This is a genomic window from Marinobacter sp. F4216 (assembly GCF_019931195.1).
GTDB classification, from domain to species: Bacteria; Pseudomonadota; Gammaproteobacteria; order Pseudomonadales; family Oleiphilaceae; genus Marinobacter; species Marinobacter suaedae.
On sequence record NZ_JAIOUO010000002.1, the window covers coordinates 826,148 to 847,340 of the forward strand.

23 protein-coding genes and 1 tRNA gene are annotated in these 21,193 nt (G+C 55.8%); 11 read left to right on the forward strand and 13 right to left on the reverse strand.

Translation table 11 applies throughout. The features are described 5' to 3' along the window. Positions 1-9: 9 nt before the first annotated feature. The 3 genes from dnaQ to K8I84_RS04245 all read left to right on the forward strand — a co-directional run bounded on the left by dnaQ (position 10) and on the right by K8I84_RS04245 (position 3,294). Positions 10-711 carry a DNA polymerase III subunit epsilon gene (dnaQ, locus tag K8I84_RS04235; RefSeq protein WP_223793460.1) on the forward strand — a complete coding sequence of 234 codons (702 nt, stop codon included), beginning with the start codon at positions 10-12 and terminating at the stop codon, positions 709-711. A gap of 229 nt (positions 712-940) precedes the next feature. Beyond that, a complete protein-coding gene (locus K8I84_RS04240; protein WP_223793461.1) occupies positions 941-2,647 on the forward strand; it encodes a chemotaxis protein in 1,707 nt (568 codons plus the stop codon). A gap of 5 nt (positions 2,648-2,652) precedes the next feature. Next, positions 2,653-3,294, forward strand: a complete 642-nt coding sequence (locus K8I84_RS04245) for a multidrug transporter (protein WP_223793462.1) — start codon at positions 2,653-2,655, stop codon at positions 3,292-3,294. Between the two features lie 72 nt (positions 3,295-3,366). On the opposite strand, the gene K8I84_RS04250 is transcribed toward K8I84_RS04245, so the two are convergent. After that, positions 3,367-3,681, reverse strand: a complete 315-nt coding sequence (locus K8I84_RS04250; RefSeq protein ID WP_223793463.1) for an SCP2 sterol-binding domain-containing protein — start codon at positions 3,679-3,681, stop codon at positions 3,367-3,369. Between the two features lie 230 nt (positions 3,682-3,911). Here K8I84_RS04250 and sohB point away from each other — a divergent pair, with 230 nt between their 5' ends. Beyond that, positions 3,912-4,976 (forward strand): protease SohB, encoded by a 1,065-nt coding sequence (gene sohB / locus K8I84_RS04255; RefSeq protein ID WP_223793464.1) that lies wholly within the window; start codon positions 3,912-3,914, stop codon positions 4,974-4,976. 28 nt (positions 4,977-5,004) lie between these two features. After that, positions 5,005-5,997, forward strand: coding sequence for a YhdH/YhfP family quinone oxidoreductase (locus tag K8I84_RS04260; RefSeq protein ID WP_223793465.1), 993 nt, complete (start codon positions 5,005-5,007; stop codon positions 5,995-5,997). A gap of 64 nt (positions 5,998-6,061) precedes the next feature. On the opposite strand, the gene K8I84_RS04265 is transcribed toward K8I84_RS04260, so the two are convergent. The 4 genes from K8I84_RS04265 to metH form a co-directional block, all read right to left on the reverse strand. After that, on the reverse strand, positions 6,062-6,565 hold the full coding sequence (locus K8I84_RS04265; RefSeq protein WP_223793466.1) for a DUF934 domain-containing protein: 504 nt from the start codon (positions 6,563-6,565) through the stop codon (positions 6,062-6,064). Continuing rightward, complete coding sequence (locus tag K8I84_RS04270) at positions 6,558-8,210, reverse strand: nitrite/sulfite reductase (protein ID WP_223793467.1); 1,653 nt, start codon at positions 8,208-8,210, stop codon at positions 6,558-6,560. Before K8I84_RS04270 ends, K8I84_RS04265 begins: the two co-directional genes overlap by 8 nt. A 385-nt stretch (positions 8,211-8,595) precedes the next feature. Next, entirely contained in the window at positions 8,596-8,832 is a 237-nt protein-coding gene (locus K8I84_RS04275; protein WP_223793468.1) for a DUF2970 domain-containing protein, read from the reverse strand. Positions 8,833-8,874: 42 nt separating this feature from the next. After that, positions 8,875-12,573 carry a methionine synthase gene (gene metH / locus K8I84_RS04280; RefSeq protein WP_223793469.1) on the reverse strand — a complete coding sequence of 1,233 codons (3,699 nt, stop codon included), beginning with the start codon at positions 12,571-12,573 and terminating at the stop codon, positions 8,875-8,877. 242 nt (positions 12,574-12,815) lie between these two features. Here metH and nfuA point away from each other — a divergent pair, with 242 nt between their 5' ends. From nfuA to K8I84_RS04295, 3 genes are all read left to right on the forward strand, one after another. Continuing rightward, complete coding sequence (nfuA, locus tag K8I84_RS04285; RefSeq protein ID WP_223793470.1) at positions 12,816-13,403, forward strand: Fe-S biogenesis protein NfuA; 588 nt, start codon at positions 12,816-12,818, stop codon at positions 13,401-13,403. Between the two features lie 303 nt (positions 13,404-13,706). Beyond that, complete coding sequence (locus tag K8I84_RS04290; protein WP_223793471.1) at positions 13,707-14,828, forward strand: hypothetical protein; 1,122 nt, start codon at positions 13,707-13,709, stop codon at positions 14,826-14,828. Between the two features lie 24 nt (positions 14,829-14,852). Further along, entirely contained in the window at positions 14,853-15,212 is a 360-nt protein-coding gene (locus K8I84_RS04295) for a hypothetical protein (protein ID WP_223793472.1), read from the forward strand. Here K8I84_RS04295 and K8I84_RS04300 read toward each other — a convergent pair. The 5 genes from K8I84_RS04300 to K8I84_RS04320 form a co-directional block, all read right to left on the reverse strand. Beyond that, positions 15,209-15,535, reverse strand: a complete 327-nt coding sequence (locus tag K8I84_RS04300; RefSeq protein WP_223793473.1) for a TusE/DsrC/DsvC family sulfur relay protein — start codon at positions 15,533-15,535, stop codon at positions 15,209-15,211. The two genes, K8I84_RS04295 and K8I84_RS04300, sit on opposite strands and share 4 nt — an antisense overlap. Positions 15,536-15,542: 7 nt before the next feature. Then, positions 15,543-15,836 (reverse strand): sulfurtransferase complex subunit TusB, encoded by a 294-nt coding sequence (gene tusB, locus K8I84_RS04305; protein WP_223793474.1) that lies wholly within the window; start codon positions 15,834-15,836, stop codon positions 15,543-15,545. Positions 15,837-15,844: 8 nt separating this feature from the next. After that, positions 15,845-16,195, reverse strand: a complete 351-nt coding sequence (locus tag K8I84_RS04310) for a DsrE family protein (protein WP_223793475.1) — start codon at positions 16,193-16,195, stop codon at positions 15,845-15,847. Positions 16,196-16,198: 3 nt separating this feature from the next. Beyond that, entirely contained in the window at positions 16,199-16,615 is a 417-nt protein-coding gene (gene tusD / locus K8I84_RS04315) for a sulfurtransferase complex subunit TusD (protein WP_223793476.1), read from the reverse strand. Between the two features lie 83 nt (positions 16,616-16,698). Beyond that, positions 16,699-17,412, reverse strand: a complete 714-nt coding sequence (locus K8I84_RS04320; RefSeq protein ID WP_223793477.1) for a Bax inhibitor-1/YccA family protein — start codon at positions 17,410-17,412, stop codon at positions 16,699-16,701. 213 nt (positions 17,413-17,625) lie between these two features. Between K8I84_RS04320 and K8I84_RS04325 the strand changes: the two genes are divergently transcribed. The 3 genes from K8I84_RS04325 (at position 17,626) to K8I84_RS04335 (ending at position 18,810) form a co-directional block, all read left to right on the forward strand. After that, positions 17,626-17,716: transfer RNA gene (locus K8I84_RS04325), tRNA-Ser, on the forward strand. A gap of 218 nt (positions 17,717-17,934) precedes the next feature. Beyond that, entirely contained in the window at positions 17,935-18,396 is a 462-nt protein-coding gene (locus K8I84_RS04330; protein WP_223793478.1) for a GFA family protein, read from the forward strand. A 219-nt stretch (positions 18,397-18,615) separates the two neighbouring features. Next, entirely contained in the window at positions 18,616-18,810 is a 195-nt protein-coding gene (locus tag K8I84_RS04335; protein ID WP_223793479.1) for a hypothetical protein, read from the forward strand. Positions 18,811-18,825: 15 nt separating this feature from the next. On the opposite strand, the gene K8I84_RS04340 is transcribed toward K8I84_RS04335, so the two are convergent. Genes K8I84_RS04340 through K8I84_RS04350 form a run of 3 tightly spaced genes read right to left on the reverse strand, consistent with a single transcriptional unit; the run spans position 18,826 to position 21,193 of the window. Beyond that, entirely contained in the window at positions 18,826-19,773 is a 948-nt protein-coding gene (locus K8I84_RS04340) for a biotin-dependent carboxyltransferase family protein (protein ID WP_223793480.1), read from the reverse strand. Next, a complete protein-coding gene (gene pxpB / locus K8I84_RS04345) occupies positions 19,770-20,456 on the reverse strand; it encodes a 5-oxoprolinase subunit PxpB (RefSeq protein ID WP_223793481.1) in 687 nt (228 codons plus the stop codon). The genes K8I84_RS04340 and pxpB overlap by 4 nt, the downstream gene beginning before the upstream one ends. After that, positions 20,453-21,193 (reverse strand): 5-oxoprolinase subunit PxpA, encoded by a 741-nt coding sequence (locus K8I84_RS04350; RefSeq protein WP_223793482.1) that lies wholly within the window; start codon positions 21,191-21,193, stop codon positions 20,453-20,455. Before K8I84_RS04350 ends, pxpB begins: the two co-directional genes overlap by 4 nt.

Sequence of the window (21,193 nt, forward strand, 5' to 3'; positions counted from 1 at the left end):
TGTGAGTTTATGAGACAAATTGTACTGGATACCGAAACCACGGGTATTGATCCGTCCTCCGGCCATCGAATCATCGAGATCGGTTGTGTGGAGTTGATGGAGCGCAAGCTGACGGGCCGAACCTACCACGTCTATATCAATCCCGAGCGGGAAGTCGAAGCCGAAGCGATTTCTGTGCACGGCATCACCAATGAATTTCTGGCGGATAAGCCGAAGTTTGCGGAAATCGCCGACGAATTCTTTGCCTTTATCGACGGGGCTGAGCTGGTTATTCACAATGCAGCGTTCGACGTTGGCTTTATGGATGCCGAGTTCGCCCGCTTGAAGCCGGTGCGAAAAACCGGCGACCACTGTGGCGTTGTCGACTCACTGGCGATAGCAAGGAAGAAGCACCCGGGCCAGAAGAATAACCTCGACGCGCTTTGTAAGCGCTACGGTGTTGATAACAGCAATCGGGAACTTCACGGAGCCTTGCTCGACGCCGAGATTCTGGCCGATGTTTATCTGTTGTTAACCGGTGGTCAGACCGCGCTCTCTCTCGACAGCGGTTCCGAAGAGGGCGGAAGTGTAGGCGGAATACGGCGTCTTCCATCCGATCGAGCACCTCTGGCCGTTGTCAGTGCCAGCGAAGACGAGCGCCAGGCGCACGAGGAGTTTATGGGCATGATGGAAAAACAGGCCGGCGAGACTGTGTGGAGTAAACTGCATTAACCCAAATGAGAACCGGGGCGGAACTATACCAAATGTTACATTCCGCCTTTCTTGAGGTGCTTGAGTTTTATGATATAAGTAATGACCAGTTAGTCAGTTTTCAGTATAAAAGCAATGACTGAAAGCTTGGACATTACGCGATAACAACATGAGCTGCGTCAATGTATAAGGCCGGCAGTGGTTACCATGAGGTCGCGGTAGTCTCCGCTAATAATAACAGGAAGCGTTTATGGTTCAGTCGTCTTTAGCGACGAAATCCCAGTCGTTTGATCTGGTCAAAAGTGAAATAGAGCAGACCATCAAGCAGGCAGAATCCAGTTTGGAACGCTTCCAGGAGAACCGCGAAAGCGGGGAAGATCTCCAGAACTGCGTCGATTTTATCAATCAGCTGAGGGGGATTTTCGTTCTGGTGGAGCTGCGGGGCGGGGCTTTGCTTTGCCAGGAAGCCGTGTCCATGGCCAATGATGTTCCCGTTGGTGCAAACGACGACAAGAACATCCTCCTGACGACCCTGAACAGCGCTCTGTTTATTCTTCGCCGGTATGTGGAGTACTACCACCAGCAGCGGGCGGATCATCCTGAGCTGCTTTTGCCTGTGATCAACGACCTCCGTGAAGCCCGGCGGGAAAAACCCTATCCCGAATCCGTTTTCTTTGACGTAGACGTCAAAAACCAGCCTGATTTTTGCTCGGGCATGCCCATCGATCCGTTTAGCGGCAGCGAGTCAGAATACGAAATCATGGCCCGTCGCATGCGCCTTACGTTTCAGGTGGCACTGCTTGGCATACTGAAAGAACGTAACGAGGTTGTCAGCAAGAAGCTGATTGGCCGGTCGGCCCGCGGGTTTGCTCGCTTGTGTTCCGGTGCGCCCATGGGGCAGATGTGGTGTCTTGTGTCTGTGGTGGCCGATACCATGCTGGATCGGGCCATGGGGTTCAACAAGGCCCGCAAACGCATGCTCATGCGTATCGAAAAATACGCCCGTGAGGTGGTGTACGTAGGTAAGGTGGCAACCGCCAAGCAGGCTCCGGACTCGTTGATTCGGGACCTGATTTACCTGCTGTACCGCAGCGGGTCGGGTAATCCGGAAGTCACCCGTGTTTTGTCATCGTACCGTCTGGCGCCTGCCGATTTCACCGATTCCCTGTTGGAAAGCCATGCCCGTCGGTTGTACGGCCCGGGCAGTGATGTTCTCAAATCGCTCTCGGAGGCGCTTCAGGACGAGCTGAATCAGTTGAAGGACAAACTCGATATCATCGAGCGTGGTATCGAGCCTGATCTGGCGGAACTGTCGTCCATTGCCGAAGCGCTTGATCGCCTCGCCAACACGCTGGTCATGCTGGACCTGAACAAGTTGGCAGGTGTTGCCCGGGAGGAGGCCACCCGTCTGCGCAAATGGGAGGCAGACTCCAAGCTGCCGGAGGATGACGAACTCTATCGCCTGGCCAGTTCCGTACTGAGTATTGAGGACGCGGTCACACAGATCGTCAGTCGGGGCATCACCTCTGAAACTGATGCTCTGGCTGCAGCGAAGAAGAGCCAGGATGAATCGGTTTATCTGCGCGAAGCGCTGTTTGTTGTGGCTGATGAAGCACGAAGCGCGCTTACGCTGGCAAAGCGAGCGATTACCGCGTTTGTTGAATCTGATTACGACAAGCTTCACCTCGCCAACCTGCCGGGCACCTTGCATAGTATTTGGGGCGGCCTGCAGATGGTGGATGACCCGGCCGCAGCAAATGTTCTGCAACGGGTAGCTGGCTCGATCAAGGATCAACTGCTTGAAGGACGTGAAGCGCCTTCCTCCCAGGTTCTGGAAGCATTGGCCGATGCGCTGACGTCGATGGAATATTACATCGAAAGCATTGGTCAGCGTGAAGACAAGAATCAGGATCTCCTGAAGCTGGCTACCAGCTCGCTGGACGATGTAGGTCTCTAGAGTTTATGTCCCAGGAGTTTTCGACCATTCTGCTCGCCGCCGTGGGTGCGGTTCTGTTTGTTGGTGGCCTGCTGTTTTTCCTGCGACCGAGCTGGTTGCTGGGCTGGCTCAAGGGCATGGCCGTTTTCGGAATCATGGCCATAGGTGGCTACCTGCTGGTCATCGCGTTAAACCTCTACGACTATCAGTCCCTCTCCGGCATGCAGACCGTCGCCAGCGTTTCCACTCAGGAGCAGGGCGATCAGCGCTGGGGCGTAGCCTTCGAGTTGGTTGGGCAGGAACCGGTGGTGGCATCACTTCGGGGGGATCAGTGGCAAGTTGATGCCCGGATCATCCGCTTCACTGGCCCGCTGCGCTGGCTGGGTATCGGGCCGGCCTATCGTCTGGAGCGGCTGGGAGGGCGCTATACCTCGCTGGAGCAGGAGCGCAGCAATCCAAGGTCGGTGATTGGCCTGAACGATGCCGTATGGGTAGATCTCTGGGAACTGGATCGGCAGTTCGACTTACCCTTCGTGGAGGGGGTTTATGGTAACGCCACCTTCATGCCCATGAGAGATGGTGCGGTTTTCGATGTCCGGCTCTCCGGTTCCGGTCTGGTTGCGGTGCCGGCGAATGAAGAAGCGCACAAGGCGGTTCAGTACTGGTAATGCCCAGGCGACCTGAACAGATACAAAAAAGCCTGCGCATAGCGCAGGCTTTTTTCGTTAAGAGGGCAGCAATCAGCCCATCTTGAACAGCTCGCCCAGCTTGGTGGCCAGCATCATGTCGCCTTCAGCGCGCAGTTGGCCAGCCATGAATGCCTGCATGCCGTCGGTTTCGCCAGAGACGATGCCGTGCAGGGTTTCGGAGCTCATGATCAGGGTCACGGAAGGATCGTCGTGCTCGCCTTCCTGGACGTTGCAGGAGCCATCGTTGATCACAATGTGGTAGGTCTTGTCGTCTTCAACGTCGAACTGGAATACCAAGTCCAGGCCTTGCGCTGCGTCAGCGTTGAAGTTCTGTTCGAGTTGTTCGAATACCTGAGCTACAGACATTATCTTTCCCTTTTTAACTGGTTGTCTGGTGTTGGCGACGGCCTGGATGCCCCCTGGCAGGTGAGCCTGAACGGGCGCTTTTGCATAGCCGACCTCGCATTCGACTTTATGGTTAGTGTCTAGTGGTGTCAAGCTCGATCGAACGCTTGTTTAAATAATTTCGCTCACCTTATCAGCGTAAATTCGGTAAGTTACACTGTTACGCCCTGACTAGGTTACGGAGAAGCGCTTTGGAGTTTTTGACAGAGTACGGTTTATTCCTCGCCAAGGTTGTCACGTTTGTGGTGGCAGCTCTGGTGATTATCTCGGTGATTGTTTCCGCCGCCCATAAAGATCGGGACGATCACGGAGGAGATGGTGAGCTAAAAATCCGGAAGCTGAATGACAGCTATACCAAGTTGCGTGAGTCGATTCAGGCCCGACTGATGTCTGATGGTGAGCGAAAGGCAGCTGCCAAGGCGCGCAAAAAAGAAGAAAAGGCCAGAAAAAAAGCAGAGAAGGCAAAGGGCAAGCAGAGTGAACCGGTTAAAGAAGAGTCGGCCCGCGTGTTCGTGCTCGACTTTGACGGCGATATCAAGGCCAGTGACAACGACCAGTTGCGCCGCTCCATTACTGCGGTGTTGAGCATTGCCGATCCAGAGAAGGATGAAGTGGTTATCCGTCTCGAAAGCGGCGGCGGTCTGGTGCACGCCTATGGTCTGGCTGCGGCTCAGCTGGATCGCATCCGGGGAAAAGGCATTCGTTTGACCGCGTGTGTCGACAAAGTCGCAGCCAGCGGCGGATACATGATGGCCTGTGTCGCCGATCGTATCGTGGCGTCGCCCTTTGCCGTGCTGGGCTCCATCGGGGTGGTGGCACAGCTTCCGAATTTTCATCGACTTCTGAAGAAGAACGACGTCGACGTCGAGGTGCTGACAGCCGGTGAGCACAAGCGGACGCTGACCATGTTCGGAGAAAATACCGAAAAGGGACGCGAGAAATTCCTTGCCGATCTGGAAGACACCCACGTGTTGTTCAAGGAGTACGTGAGCGAGCGTCGGCCAGAGGTTGATATTGCCGAGGTGGCTAATGGCGATATCTGGTTTGGCAGTCGGGCCCTTGAGGTGAAGCTGATTGACGAGATCAAGACCTCCGACGAATATCTGATTGAAGCCTGCGACCGGGCCGACGTAGTCTCAGTATCTTATCAGCGTAAACGGTCACTGGCCGAGAAGCTGGGGCTCGCCACGAGTGCAGCCCTGGAGCATTCGGTCTGGCGGCTGCTGAGCGCGTTGCGGAAACAAAACATCCAATAGCCCATACAACGGAGAGGGGATTGTGACGATGAGTACTGACTACAAGGCTTGGCGGGTAGAAGAGCAAGGTGGCGATTACGTAGGCTCCGAGAAGACCCTGAATACAGGGGATCTGCCCGAGGGCGAAGTACTGATCCGGGTGTCTCATTCTTCCCTGAACTACAAGGATGCATTGTCGGCGTCCGGCAACAAGGGCGTGACTCGTAACTTTCCCCACACTCCAGGCATAGATGCGGCGGGCGAGGTGGTCGAGTCTTCCTCGGACTCAATCACTGCCGGCTCGCCCGTGATTGTCACCGGCTACGACCTGGGCATGAACACCGATGGTGGTTTTGGCGAATACATCCGGGTGCCGGCAGCTTGGTGCGTTCCAATGCCTGCAGGCTGGGATGCCCGCACCGCCATGATTTACGGCACAGCCGGTCTGACCGCTGGCCTGTGCGTGCAAAAGTTGCTGAAGATGGGGGCTGCGCCGGAGCAGGGCGCTGTGGCGGTGTCCGGCGCCAGTGGTGCAGTGGGTAGCGTCGCGGTGGAACTGCTTTCAGGGTTGGGATTTGACGTGGTAGCGATCAGTGGTAAAGCAGACCACGCAGAAGACCTGAAAGCGCTGGGAGCCAAAGACGTGGTGGGCCGGGACACTCTGATCCAGGAAAAGAAACCCCTGCTCAAGCCTGTTTTTGCCAATGCCGTGGATACCGTGGGCGGGACGCCTCTGGCGGAGATGCTCAAGCAGGTGAAGCCAGGAGGTTCGGTTTCCTGCTGCGGCCTGGTCGCCGGTCCTCAGCTTGAGACGACGGTGCTGCCGTTTATTCTTCGGGGCGTCAATCTGCTGGGTGTCGATTCGGTGGAAATACCGCTGGCGGATAAGGTATCGGTTTGGGAGAAGTTCGCGGGAGAGTGGGCCTGTTCGAAAACCGAGGCTTCGGCCCGGGATATTGGCCGGGCCGAACTTGATGGAGCGCTCAAGGCGTTCCTGAAGGGTGAATCCGCCGGTAAGATCGTGCTTGACCACAGCAAGTAAATCGGGAAAACAAGCATAAAAAAGCCTGTCAGTTGACAGGCTTTTTTTCGTTTCGCGTGCGCTGTTATCCGGCGCGACGTCGGAACAGTGGGGTATCGGTATCCGTTGCGGCCTGATAGCCCTGGCTGAAGAAACCCAGGCATCTGGCGGCTTTCTGGATATCCTTGTCCGGACGCAGGGCGTAGGCATCAAACCCGCAGCGCTTCATGAACTGCAGCTGGTCAAGCAGAACATCGCCAATGGCCCGGAGTTCGTTCTGATAGCCCATGCGCTCCCGAAGAAGCCGGCCAATGCTGTAGCCACGGCCATCGGTGAATTTTGGGAAGTTAACCGCTATGACGGTGAGTTCGTTGACCTTGTCTCCCAGGGTTTCGGGTTCCTGATGGCTGTCGAACCACACACCGATGTCCTCACGGCCCGCGTACCGCTCGTAGCCTGCCAGCCAGAGATCAACCGGAATGAGTGCTTTCTGGTTGGGAGGGTTGAGCGAGTCTCCGTCCTCGGGGCGCGAAACCACAACCCAGTCATCCTGTTTGATGCTGCCGTCCTGCAATACGATATCAGGCATAAACGCGCTCCTTGAACGGGTCAATTCCAATGCGACGATAGGTGTCCAGGAAAGTCTCTTCCTCGGTACGCTTGTCAACGTACACATTGATGATGGTGGAAATTACATCCGGCATGGCTTCCCTGGCGAAAGACGGACCAAGGATCTTGCCAATCGAGGCATCGTGGTGCGAGGAGCCGCCCAGGCTGATCTGATAGAACTCCTCGCCTTTCTTGTCCACGCCCAGCACACCGATATTGCCCACATGGTGATGACCACAGGCGTTCATGCAGCCAGAGATGTTGAGGTCGATGTTGCCCAGGTCGTAGAGATAATCCAGGTCATCGAACCGGCGCTGAATCGCTTCCGCAACCGGGATGGACTTGGCATTCGCCAGGGCGCAATAATCACCGCCCGGGCAGCAGATCACGTCAGTCAGTGTGTTCAGGTTGGCCGTGCCGAAGCCCATGGGAACAATGGCCTGCCAGAGTTCGAACAGGCGATCCTGCCGGACGTCAGCCAGCACGACGTTCTGCTGGTGGGTCACTCGAATCTCACCGAAGCTGTACTCGTCGGCCAGGTCAGCAATCTGTTCCATCTGACGATCGGTAACGTCCCCCGGAGGCGTGCCGGTTTCCTTGATGGTCAGGTTCACTATGGCGTAACCCGTTTTTTTGTGGGTATCCACGTTGTGGGTGAGCCACTGATCGAAGGCGCGGTTTTCGAATCGCTGCCTGGCAAGAAGATCTGACGCGTTCTCGAGGCTTTCGTAGTCCGGCTCGGTAAAATATCCCTTGATGCGGTCAATCGCTTCGCGAGTGAGCTTGGTGGGGGAGTCCTTGATGTGCGCCCATTCGGCCTCGACTTTTTCCGCGAAGCCTTCAGGTGTCAGGGCTTTGACCAGAATCTTGATCCGGGCCTTGAACTTGTTATCCCGACGACCATAGCGGTTGTAGACGCGCAGTACGGCTTCCATGTACGTCAGCAGATCCAGTTCTGGCAGGAACTCCCTGATCACCGGTGCGACCATCGGTGTGCGGCCAAGGCCGCCGCCCACATGAACCCGAAAGCCAAGCTCGCCTGATTCGTTACGAACAATCTGCAGACCGATATCGTGAACTTGAATGGCGGCCCGGTCGGTCTTTTCGGAGGCGTTTACGGCTACCTTGAACTTCCTCGGCAGGAAGGCAAACTCCGGGTGGAATGTGGACCATTGACGAATGATTTCGCAGTAGGGGCGCGGGTCGGTAATTTCGTCTTCCTGCACACCCGCGAACTGGTCGGTGGTGGTATTCCGGATGCAGTTGCCGCTGGTCTGGTTGGCGTGCATTTCGACTTCCGCCAGTTCGGCAAGAATGTCCGGTACATCTTCAAGGTTCGGCCAGTTCAGCTGAACATTCTGGCGCGTGGTGAAGTGGGCGTAGCCCTTGTCGTAGTCACGGCTGATTCGCGCAAGACGACGTACCTGGTTCGAGCGCATCATGCCATAGGGCACCGCGATACGGAGCATGGGCGCCAGGCGCTGAACGTAGAGACCATTCTGCAGGCGCAGTGGAAGGAACTCTTCCTCTGCCAACTCTCCTGCGAGGGCCCGGTCGGTCTGGTCTCGGAATTGGGCTACCCGTTCGGCGGCTATCTGCCGATCGTGCTCGTCGTATACGTACATAATGCGAGATCCTGCTCAAACTCATCAGTTGTATGCCCGGCTCGGGACCTCAAAGAGGGAGGATAAGGGCCGGGTCTTATAGCTTCATGGCAGGATATCACCGCGTATATATTTCTAAAATGATTATTTCCAAATATGTTTATCGATTCAGGTGATATAGAAAGGCGGAAACTGGACGAATCGCCATTTGCTGTCTTAACTAATCTTTGTAAGGGCTAAGTCCTTCAGTTTCTGACAAAAATAAGTGCAAAAGACGCAGATTAATAAGAGGGTTGTGCGATGAAAAAGACAGCGAGTTCAGACAGCCAGGTGGATGCGATTGCTTCGGTTCTTCTGGTGTTGTTGGTGGTGGCCTTCGCGGTGATGTGGGTATCCGGGCAGTAGTCTAACTGCCCGCAAGGACCATCTTGACAATCAGGATAAGCATAACGACGAAGCCAGCAGTAAACAGAATTCCGGCAATAATATAGGGCCAGGGGCTGCTACTGGCGAAATCCTCCTGCCGGCGCTTGTCCGACTGGACACCGAAGGCACCGGCCAGAATGCTCTGAATGATTTTCAGAACCCCGGGCGATTCCGGGGTTGGCTTCGTTTTGCTTTCTCCATCATTCCCACTGTTCATCCTGCATCCTTTAGTGGTGGGATGTCTGTATGACCCGCGGGGTCACTCCGCAGGGTCGTAGGACAGGCTCGGTGCCAGCCAGCGCTCTGCCTCGGCTTTGGTGATGCCCTTACGCTCAGCGTAGTCCTCAACCTGATCGGCGCCAATTTTCCCTACCGCGAAATACTTGGATTCCGGGTGAGCAAAGTACCACCCGGAGACAGCGGCTGCGGGGAACATGGCGAAGTGTTCGGTGAGCTCAATGCCCGCGGTTTCCGGTGCGTTGAGCAGATTAAACAGGGTCGCTTTCTCCGTATGGTCCGGGCAGGCCGGGTAACCGGGGGCAGGGCGAATGCCCTGGTAGCGTTCCTTGATCAGGGCGTCATTATCCAGGCTTTCTCCGCTGGCGTAGCCCCAGAATTCCTTCCGGACCCGCTCGTGCAGGCGCTCGGCAAATGCTTCTGCCAGGCGGTCGGCCAAGGCCTTCACCATAATGGCGCTGTAGTCATCGTGCTGTGCCTTGAATTCATCGGCGAACTCATCAGCACCAATCCCGGCGGTCACCGCAAAGCCACCCACGTAGTCACAGCATCCGGAGCCTTCAGGTGCGACGAAGTCTGATAGCGCCCGCATTGCCTGACCCGGGGCTTTCTCGTCCTGCTGGCGGAGGTGGTGCAGGGTGGTCAGCTCTCCGGTACGCGATTCGTCGCGATAGACCACAATGTCATCTCCGCGGCGGTTCGCTGGCCAGAATCCGATAACGGCCCGGGCCGTAATACGCTTTTCATCGATCATCTGGCGCAGAATACTCTGGGCGTCGTTGAACAGACTCCGTGCGGCCTCACCCCGTTTCGGATCTTCCAGTATGGCGGGGTATTTTCCGCTGATATCCCAGGAAATGAAAAATGGTGTCCAGTCGATGTATTCGACCAGTTCGTTGAGGTCATAGTCCTTGAACTCCCGGATCCCGGTGAATGCTGGCTTCGGCGGCTCGTAGTCATCCATCGAGATTTCAGGAGCCCGATCGCGGGCCTCTTTCAGACTCACCAATTTGGTGCGGTCGCCCCGGGACTTCCGGCGTTCCCGGATCTGGTCGTATTCCTTACGGGTAGCGGTGACCATTGGGTCTTTGGCCGTCTCGCTCAGCAATTGGGAGGCGACATTCACGCAGCGGGAGGCGTCCGATACGTACAGGCTGATATCGTTCTGGTATTCCGGCTCGATTTTGACGGCGGTGTGGGCCTTGGACGTGGTGGCGCCACCAATCATCAACGGGATATTGAAATCCAGTCGCTGCATTTCCTTGGCCACGTGGACCATTTCATCAAGCGACGGGGTAATCAGCCCGCTCAGACCGATAATGTCCACGTTTTCTTTTCGGGCAACCTCCAGGATCTTCTCGCAGGGCACCATCACCCCGAGATCAATCACTTCGTAGTTGTTGCACTGGAGAACCACTCCAACGATGTTCTTGCCGATGTCGTGAACGTCGCCTTTTACCGTGGCCATCAGGATCTTGCCCTTGGCTTTCTGGTCGGCGGTTTTCTCGGCCTCGATAAAGGGAATCAGGTGTGCCACCGCCTGCTTCATTACCCGGGCGCTTTTCACCACCTGGGGAAGGAACATCTTGCCGTCGCCGAACAGGTCGCCCACCACGTTCATACCGTCCATCAGCGGGCCTTCAATCACCTCAATTGGATGGTCGGCGTTCTGGCGACAGGTCTCGGTGTCGTCAACAATGTACGTGGTGATGCCCTTGACCAGAGCGTGTTCCAGGCGCTTTTCGACTGGCCATTCTCGCCAGGCAAGATCTTCTTCCTGGGTTTTGCCGCTTTGCCCCTTGAAGCGCTCGGCGATTTCCAGCAGGCGATCGGTACCATCGTCCCGACGGTTCAGCACCACATCCTCGACCCGCTCCTTCAGTTCGGGGTCAATCTCGTCGTAAATCACCAGCTGGCCCGGGTTCACGATCCCCATGTTCATGCCGGCCTTGATGGCGTGGTAGAGGAATACCGAGTGGATGGCCTCGCGCACCACATCATTTCCCCGGAAGGAGAAGGAGACGTTACTGACACCGCCGGAAATAGAGGCGTGGGGCAGGTTTTCCTTGATCCAGCGGGTTGCCTCAATGAAATCGACGGCGTAGTTGTTGTGTTCCTCGATGCCTGTGGCAATGGCGAAGATGTTGGGGTCGAAGATGATATCGGCCGGGTTGAAGCCGATACCAGTCAGCACATCGTAGGAACGCTTGCAGATTTCGGTCTTGCGTTCGTAGGTGTCGGCCTGACCCTGTTCGTCGAATGCCATGACGACCACGGCCGCACCGTACTTCATGCAATCCCGGGCGCGCTTGATGAACTCTTCTTCGCCTTCCTTCAGGCTGATCGAGTTCACCACGGCCTTACCCTGGATGCAGCGGAGGCCCGCTTCGATAACGTCCCATTTGGATGAGTCGACCATGATGGGAACGCGGGAAATGTCTGGCTCAGAAGCGACCAGCTTGAGATAGGTCTCCATGACGTCCCTGGACTCCAGCATGCCTTCGTCCATGTTGATGTCGATGATCTGGGCGCCATTCTCGACCTGGTCCCGGGCCACGCTCAGGGCCTCTTCGTATTGTTCTTCCTTGATCAGGCGCAGGAAACGCCGGGAGCCAGTAACGTTGGTGCGCTCACCCACGTTGATGAACAGGGTGTTTTCGTCGCCGGTAAACGGCTCGAGACCGGACAAGCGGAGGGCCGGCTTGATATCCGGAATCTTTCTGGGCGGGTATTTCGCCACTGCCTTTGCCACAGCGGCAATGTGATCGGGGCGCGAGCCACAGCAACCACCAATAATGTTCAGGAAGCCGTCGCGGGCGAAATCTTCGATGATTTCCGCCATCTCCTCGGGAGTCTGGTCGTATTCACCAAATTCATTGGGGAGTCCTGCGTTGGGGTGCGCGCTGACGTAGGTTGTCGCTTTGGTGGCGAGTTCTTCGACGTAAGGGCGCAGCGCATCGGCGCCCAGGGCGCAATTGAGTCCTACGGACAGTGGCTTGGCGTGGGTGACGGAGTTCCAGAAAGCCTCGGTGGTCTGGCCCGACAGGGTACGGCCAGAGGCATCGGTGATGGTGCCCGAAATCATGATCGGCAGCTCAATGCCACTGTCTTCGAAATACTGCTGTGTCGCGTAAATCGCGGCCTTGGCGTTCAGTGTGTCGAAAATGGTTTCAAACAGGATCAGGTCACAGCCGCCCTCGACCAAACCCTCGACTGCCTCATAATAGTTGTCGACCAGGGTCTGAAAATCGATGTTTCGGAAACCCGGGTTGTTCACGTCAGGCGAGATAGAGGCGGTCCGGGAGGTTGGGCCAACGGCACCGGCTACGAAGCGCGGCTTGTCAGGGGTCTGGCTGGTGAACTCATCGGCGATCTCCCTGGCCAGCTTGGCGGCAGCGACGTTCAGCTCGCGGGCAATGGATTCAAGACCATAATCCGCCTGGGACAGGCGTGTAGAGTTAAAGGTATTGGTCTCAATGATATCCGCGCCTGCCTCCAGGTATTCTGCATGGATTTCCTTGAGGAGTTCCTGCTGGGTCAGGTTCAGCAGGTCGTTATTGCCTTTAACCTCGCGGTCGTAATCTGCAAACCGATCGCCGCGGAACGCCTGCTCGTCCAGTTTGCGGCTCTGGATCATCGTGCCCATACCACCATCGAGAACGACAATGCGTTCTTTCAATGCGTTCTTAAGCTGCTCGAGGCGGGTTTTGCGATCGGTCATAGGTGTACTTCCGAGAGTCTGTTGTTGCGTCGTATTGTCAGTAATGGCGCGGAATCATAGCAAAAATGCGCGGGGCCGTCGTAGAGCCGCCACGCTTTTTATCGTATTGCCCGGTTGAATTTCAGGTTGCTCAACTATACGTAGAAATGAGTACCCTTTAAAAGACCGAGTATTTTACTTGGTCTTTCATGTTCCGAGTGAGTCCCTTAGAATATCCGGAAACATTCAGACAGGTTCTTAAAATGGCATTGGTAACTGTGACAGATCCCGCCCGGGATTATCTCGCACAACTGATCGACAAGCAGGACGTAGAGGGCATGGGCGTTCGCATGTTCGTCACCCAGCCCGGCACAAAAAACGCCGAAACCTGCCTGGCTTATTGCCCGCCCAATGAAATTGTGCCGACGGACGAACAGTTGGATCTGGGCAAGTTCACACTGTATCTCGACCACAGCTCGGTACCTTTCCTGGAAGAGGCGTTCGTCGATTACTCCAAGGATCAGATGGGTGGTCAGCTGACCATCAAGGCGCCGAACGCAAAAGTACCGAACGTGTCTGACGATGCGCCGTTGCCTGATCGGGTGAACTATATCCTGGCATCCGAGATCAACCCGAATCTGGCGGCACACGGTGGCGAGGTTTCACTGGTGGAAATCGTAGATGAATCCGTGGCAGTTCTTCGGTTTGGAGGCGGTTGTCAGGGGTGCTCCGCAGTGAGTCTGACACTCAAGCAGGGGGTGGAAACGACTCTGAAAGAGCGGATCCCTGAAATTACCGGTGTCCGCGACATCACGGACCATACCAATACCGAGAACGCTTACTACCAGTAAGCAGTAAGGTGTTGCTCCTGTAAAAAGGGCGCCAGTCGCAGTCAGCGGGTGGCGCTTTTTTGTACCTGCCTGCCGCAGTACCGCTGTTCGGCTGGCTGCACGGCCAATGATGCTCCTGGGCCTTTACGCCATTATCTCCGTATGGGCCGAGTGGTTTCGCCATCGGCAATGTCTGGTGGTCTCCTCTAATATCTCTGGCAAGTTATTTTCACTCCGGGGTTTCATTTGTTCGACGTTACACTTTTTATGCTGCCCTTAACGGCGGGCCTGGTCGGTTGGGTGACCAATTGGCTGGCTATTCAGATGTCGTTTTATCCTGTTCGGTTTATCGGGCTGGGTGCCATCGGGTGGCAGGGTGTTATTCCCCGGAAGTCGGAGAAAATGGCGCATATATGCGTGGATCGCACCATGCAGCAGTTTGGCGATCTAAACGCCGTCTACGAAAAGCTGGAACCCGAGCGAATTGTTGAGCGGATCATTTCCCAGGTGACGCCGCGTCTGGATGAATACATCGACGAAGTCATGTATGAGATTCAGCCTGTGCTCTGGGACAATCTGCCCATGTTCGTGAAGCGTCGGATTTACCAGTGGGCGAGGGAGCAGCTGCCAAACCGGATTGAGGAGCTGGTCGAGGATTTCGGTGATGATCTCGACGATCTGGTCGATCTTAAGGCGCTTCTGAGCCGGGAGCTTCAAAATCATCCTGACTTGATGAATCGAATCTTTCAGCAGGCCGGTTCGGTGGAGTTGCGCTCCGTGGTTAACTGCGGCGCCATCATCGGTGGTGTGCTGGGGGCTGCGCTGGTTCCCCTCTGGATTCGATTCCCGGAACCCTGGATGTTGCCTGTTGGCGGGTTCTTCATAGGATTCATTACCAACTGGCTTGCGATCAACTTTATTTTTGCGCCGGTTCGGCCTCGCCGTATTCTGTTCTGGAAATTTCAGGGGCTTTTCCTCCGTCGCCAGCCCGAAATTTCCGAAGTCTGGGCACGGCTTGTTGCTGAGGAGTTGATTACCGTTGAGAAGGTGGCTGACGCCATGCTCAATGGGCGTTACGGTCACCGAACCCGCGCCATTATCCAGAAGCATTTACGTCCGTTGCTCGATGACTCCGTTATCATGAAACTAACGGCGCAAGTGAGCGTGGGGATGGCGGGCTACACCGAACTGAAAAAAGTCATGAACCAGAAAGCGGTTGTGGCGACCAGGGACGTATTCAGTGACCCGGAATTCAATCGGGAGCGCGCCCCCGTGGTTGCTGAGGTCTTGTCGAGTCAGTTGAAGGCTCTGGGGCCAACGGAATTTCAGGACATATTGCGGCCAGCGTTTCGCGAAGAAGAATTGTTGCTGATGCTGATCGGGGGAATTTTCGGTGCGGCGGCCGGTGCGGCCCAGTTTGTTTCGCTCACGTACCTTGCTTTATAGCACCTTGATCACAGGGAGATCGTTATGACGGACTGGACACTGATTGCGTTGGTGGCAGTAATAACCGGATTAACCGTGACGCTGGTGCTGCTGGTCGTCTGGTTTTTTGTGGTTCGCCCGCATCTGGACCGCAAGGTTCAGGAACTGATTGATGCCTCCCGGGAGGTCGAGCCCAAAGTCTCACAGGGTGTTAAGCGAGGTGTGCGTGAAGCCTTTCGAGAGCTGCCAGAAACGGCGTTGGACGGAAGCCTGAAGGAATCCACCCGGCAGTTTCTGAAATTTGGTTCGGGGCTGTTTGAGAACGGACTTAGCAGCTTTATTGGTAATGCGGACGATCTTGAACGTCGCAGCCAGGATTCCTCTCGCGCCAGAGACAAGGACTAAAGGCAGTTGGTCGGCCGCGGCAGGCCGGCAATCCGACACGCGGTCTTTGCCGGTGTGCCCGGGAAAAGCTGCATCAGGTAGATGCTGTTACCCTTATCTTGTCCAAACGCCTCCCTGACGGCTTTTACGAAGAGTCGGTTAGAGGGCGGTGCTATCTCGTGTTTTCCGTAAAATTCCCGCAAGAACTCAATGATTTCCCAGTGCTTTTCAGACAGTTTAATGCCGTCCTCAGAGGCAATTACCTGAGCCACGGCCTGGGTCCACTCATTGGCAGACTCCAGGAACCCCTCGTTATTTCGTCGCGGAAGTGCCTGCTCGTTCATTTTCCGATTACCAGCTGATAACCCGTTTTGCCTGAACCGTAAGATCTACCAGTTCAGGGTAGTCCACCGACGTCGCGCCATTTGCCTCTGCTACAAGGCCGCGAGCCTGCAGATCTGCTTTAGTAGCGAAAACCTTGGGGAGAGCTGCTTTGCTCGTGCTCCACAGGGCAGTGACGCCATTTTCAGTCAGAACCAATGCATCGTCTGGCCCCATCATGGCCAAACACTCATTGAAGCGGGGGTGTTCCGGAGTCTTGTTCAGGATGTGTAAGGTGTGAATCTGGCTCATAGGAAGCTTCATGCTGAGACTCAGTTGGAAAAAATAACGTTGGTGTAGCTGGCTAACAAGCCAGAGCTGCCCCGAGCCATATTTGCACCGTCAATAAGTTCATCTGGTGACAGCCCATAGCGCTGGCAGGATGCCTCATCGGCCAGCAGCTGCTCAATCCCGAAAACAGGAGCGGCAGACAGATTCCTCTCAACCGATTTCTGCTCAATGGCGTCCGGCGTCTGCCCCTTGCGCAGCCAGTTCACGCCGGCACCGGTAAACAGGAGGCTTACTGGCTGATCAAAGGTTGCCAGTGAGAAGGCCATATCCAGTGCCTCGCGGCCTGCCCAGAGTCCGTAGGGAGCTTGGTCTATCACGATGAGCGTCGTCATGACTCAGTGTCCGCCGTGGAAATACAGGGTTTTGGATGACTTGATATTACCTTCAACCCATTCGCCAAGTCCTGCGATCTCAAAGGGGGCAAGCAGGTTGCTTGAGGTCAGCTCATGTCGTTTCTGTTCGTTCTCGTCCACCAGGCCACGACGAAGTGCAGAAGCAACACAGGCGACCCCGGGTACCCGGTTGGCACTCAGGAACGAGGCCCAGGCATTCGGCCAATGGGTTTCGTCCGACGGTGGGGTCGTTAACGAGGACGCAAGGTGAACGCCATCACCGTACAGGAAGATCCGGTCAATGGTGTGGCCTTTGGCAATCGCTGCACGGGCAAAGGCCAGCGCAGTCTGCGGTGCCTGAGTGGTGTATGGGGCGCCGGTAATCACCAGGGTGAAGGAGTTGTGTGTGTTTTCGCTCATAGGGAGTGTTTTATATCAAACCGGTCAAAAAGCAAAAACCCCGGCCGGAGCCGGGGCTTTTTCGGTCGGTTGCCAACGACGTCTTACTCGTCGTTAAAGGCGCCGATCAGGTGCAGAAGGCTGGTGAACAGGTTGTAAATGTTCAGGTACAGCGCTGTGGTTGCCATGACGTAGTTTGTCTCGCCACCGTTTACGATGCGGCTGGTGTCAAACAGGATCAGGCCAGACATCAGGAGAACGATCGCTGCACTCAGCGCCAGGCTGAAGGCGCTGACTTCGACGCCAAACATGGAGGCCACGAACATGCCCAGCATGCCGAAGATCACGACCATCAGGCCGGCAAACAGGAAGCCGCCCATGAAGCTGAAGTCTTTCTTGGTGGTCAGCACATAAGCGGACAGTGAGAAAAACACCAGCGCGGTGCCACCCAGGGCCTGCATCACAATGCTACCGCCGTTGGACAGAGACAGGTAGTAGTTCAGGATAGGACCGAGGGACAGGCCGAGAAGGCCGGTAAAAGCGAAAACAACGGCGATACCCTTGGAGCTGTTGGCGGTGCGTGGCAGCACCAACCAGATCAAAGCCAAGGCACCCAGGCTGCACAGCAGGCTCGCGCCGCGGCCCAAACCAACAGCCATGGAAACGCCAGCCATTACTGCGCTGAAGGCCAGTGTCATGGCAAGCAGTGTGTAGGTGTTGCGCAGCACTTTGGTAGTGTCGGCGCTGATACCGGTCGACGTTTGTGTGTGGGGCGCTGCGTAAGTGCCCTGCTGACTGTTGATGTGTCTGTTCTCCATTCTCATCTCCACTGAGTGATGATTCTAAGTTCTATGTACACATAATAATGCCGTACACGTAACTTTCAATCATTTACGACCGTAAACCGGTAGATGGATTCCATTAAATGCCGGTAATGCTCGAAAATGTCCTCGACGGATTTTCGGGGCGTTGACAGCACAGGCAAATCCGGTATCATGCACACCGCTGTCGCACGGCAGCAATGGAAAAACGGTGGGCTGGCAGAGTGGCTGAATGCAGCGGTCTTGAAAACCGCCGAAGGTTAATAGCCTTCCCGGGGTTCGAATCCCTGGCCCACCGCCATTTTTCCCTCAGTACTGACTCCTCACGCATATCCTCAAGTCCTCTGGATCCCCCATAGCTTGGTTTAAATCGGTCTTATGCCGCTGTATAAGATGATTTGGGAAAGACGCGCCAACTTCATTGGTATTCCGGAATCACTGATACAATCATCGCAGTGACTGACGCCATATCATCTCTTTTTCCGGGAGGCTGCGCTAATTAAAGGAGCGAGGGAAAGTATGACCGAAAGCAAAAAAATCTCTGCGAGTTGTGATTGTGGTCAACTGGTACTGGATATAACAACACCGGTCGTGACTCAGGTGGTTTGTCATTGCTCTGATTGCAGGGGTGTGACTGGGTTGCCTTACGTAGATATCGCTTTCTTTGAGCCCGACGGATGTAAAGCTCTAGGAGAAAGTCGTCCGACGACGATGAAGGGTGGTTCGGGAATTGAGAAAACCTATTTTGCCTGTCCGGAATGTGGGGCTGCCGTCTGCGCTACGGTCGGTGCCCTCAAGGGTGCTTGTGTCGTCATAGCGAGCCGGCTCTCTTCTCCTTTGGATGGGTCGAGTACTCATATTTGGACCAGTGAAAAAGTTTCTAATGTAGAGATTCCTTCAACGGCCGTTACGTCTCTCAAGGGGCCTCCTGAGCCAGTGCGTAGCATTCTTGTTTCGAATTTTCTGGATACGAGCCGTTAATATCGCTCGTTGGTTAATCGATGATGACATCAAGATACCTGGTGTGCCCGCTACTGATGGCATAGGTAATGGGATGCTTCTCGAAAAGTAGGGGCATTGCGATTATTTGTGTGGGGCAGATAATTTTCTTTTTCCTCTCAGCATTGAATTATCCCGTATCCGTTCCTAATTAATAGGTCAAATCAGCTCGAATTCGCCTGAGCGTTTGAGGAGAAGGTTATGGTATCCAGAAAAAAAGTCCCTGCTGACCGTGAGACTGACCGGAAATTTTCGGTGTCGGCCAACCGCTCAAGCGCCAAGCATCGTGTGCGTTATGTCGAAACAGGGGGTGCTGGTGTTGATCTGGAGGAATGCACTTTCTGCGAAGTTAAGCCGGTTACCCGGTCGGAATCCCCGAACGCAGATGAGGATTGAAGGATTTTCTTCCGGTTAACTCCAGACCAAATCTCCTTGTGAGGTCCAGCGAGACCGCCTGAATCGTTCCTCAAACAACACTCGTGCCGACTGAGCCTCAGAGATATCTATCCATCGAAACCCAATGGATTGACCTGGCCTGGCCTGAGCTAGTCGGTAGCAATCCACAGCGCAGAGGCTTCCCAATTTGGGGTAGCCACCGATGGTTTGCCGGTCCTGCAGCAGAATCACCGGATTACCATCCCCCGGCACCTGGACGGCACCAAACGCAATACCCTCGGACACGATCCCCTCTGGTGGCGTCCCCAGTGTGCCATTTTCCAGCCGGTAACCCATGCGGTCGGATTGGGAGCTGAGTTGATAGGTCGATGTGACAAAGCGTGCACGGTCAGTGCTAGAAAACCGCTCAAACTGGTAGCCGGGTACAACTCCCATTGTCAGGGGCGCGTCGTAGGCGGGTATCAGCTCTTCCGGAAAGTATCGGGCCAGTGTCGGCTGTTGCGAGACTCCGACCAATGAATCGCCTTCTTCGAGCGCGCTGAGCCCTGCAATCTGTTCCCGGACCACGACCGATTGACTATCAAATTTATGTGCACTGCGAAGGCCTCCTTTCACGGCGAGATACGTATGGCGCCCGGTGCCTGGCGTAGAAAAGCTGAGGCGGTCCCCGGCACGCAGTGCATAGCTTTGCCAAGCCGGCGCAGACACGCCGTTGATGGTGGCCTGACAGTCGGCACCAGCAATCGCTATTGAGACATTTGCCAGTGCTTCCATGCTAAGCCCCCCGAGCGTCATTTCAAGGCAGGCATCATTGAGGTCGTTATCCAGCAATTTATTGCACGACAGGAAAGCAAAGCGATCAGCGGCGCCGCCCTGGGCCAAACCGTGCCGCTGGTAATGCTGGCGGCCACTGTCCTGAATGGTGGTCCGTGGGCCCGGCTGCAAGACTCGAAAAAGTTTCACAGTTCGCCTCCCAGAGCCAGGTATTCCACACGTGATACGGAGTGGAACGTCACCCGGTCACCAACCTTCAGAAGCGAGAGCGTTTCCGGGTCAAACATTCTGGTTGGGCTTCGGCCTATCAGGTTCCAGCCACCGGGTGACACCGCGGGGTAGATTGCGGTCTGCTGGTTGGCAATCCCGACGCTGCCGGAAGGAACACGGCTTCTGGGTGTTTCCAGTCGTGGGGTGGCAATTTGCTCGTCAACCGAACCGAGGAACCCAAATCCCGGCATAAAGCCAAGGGCATAGACCTGATAGGTGGTGCCACAATGTCGGTCGATAACCTCCTGCACACGGAGGTTATGCATGTCTGCAATGCGCTGAAGGTCCGGGCCCGATTCATCACTGTAATAGACGGGAATGTCATGGGTTTTCGGGGCGTGGGGCGCCGGTGAATCGTCGGATGTGAATGGCGTTGTTGCGCGGACCAGTTTCGAGAGCGTTGATTCCGCCCGTCGAAAATCGACCTGCAGAGGATCGTAAACCACGAGGATGGTGGTATAGGAGGGGATGATGTCTACCAGCCAGGGGGTGCAGGTTGCCTCAATGATTGAGCAGACTTGCGCAATGCGTGGTGTCAGGGTCGGGTCAATATGATCGCCCAGAGTGATCAGGATGCTGTCGTCTGACACGCTCTGGATCATGGACGAGACTTCGCCAGTGCCTCCCGGATTGCCACAATGGCCTGCAGGGCGGCTTCGTTGTCCCCGTGGACACACAGACTGTCCGCTGGCAGATCCAGCCATTGCCCCGTGTGGCTGGATACACCTTGCTCATGGGCGAATGACGTCGCCTGAGCCACGATGGTTTCCGGGTCGGTGTGGACGGCACCGGGCTGAGATCGGGGGACCAGCTGGCCTTCGTCGGTGTAAGCCCGATCGGCAAAGGCTTCAAGAAGGACGGGCACGCCCATGGACTCGATGATGGAGCGTTGTTCCCGATGCCGGCGGGTGGCCGGGATCATCAGGGGCAGATCCGACCGATAACTGGCTAAGGCCCGGGCGACGGTGCGCAGCAGGTCATCATCCTGCATCATGTCGTTATTGAGGGCGCCATGGGGCTTTACATACTGGATTTCAGCGCCTTCAGCGCGACACATGCCGTCCAGTGCGCCAAGCTGGTAGAGCAGCAGGGCGTGTATCTCTTCGGGGGAGTGGGATATGGACCGGCGGCCAAAACCGGCAATGTCGTGGTAGGACGGATGGGCTCCAATTTCCACACCGTGTTTCAGGGCCAGGGCCACGGTTTTACGCATCACCACGGGGTCGGCTGCGTGGAAACCGCAGGCGACATTGGCCATATCGATCAAGGGCATGACGGCTTCATCCTGGCCCATGGTCCAGGCACCGTAACTTTCCCCCAGATCGCAATTCAGTTTCAT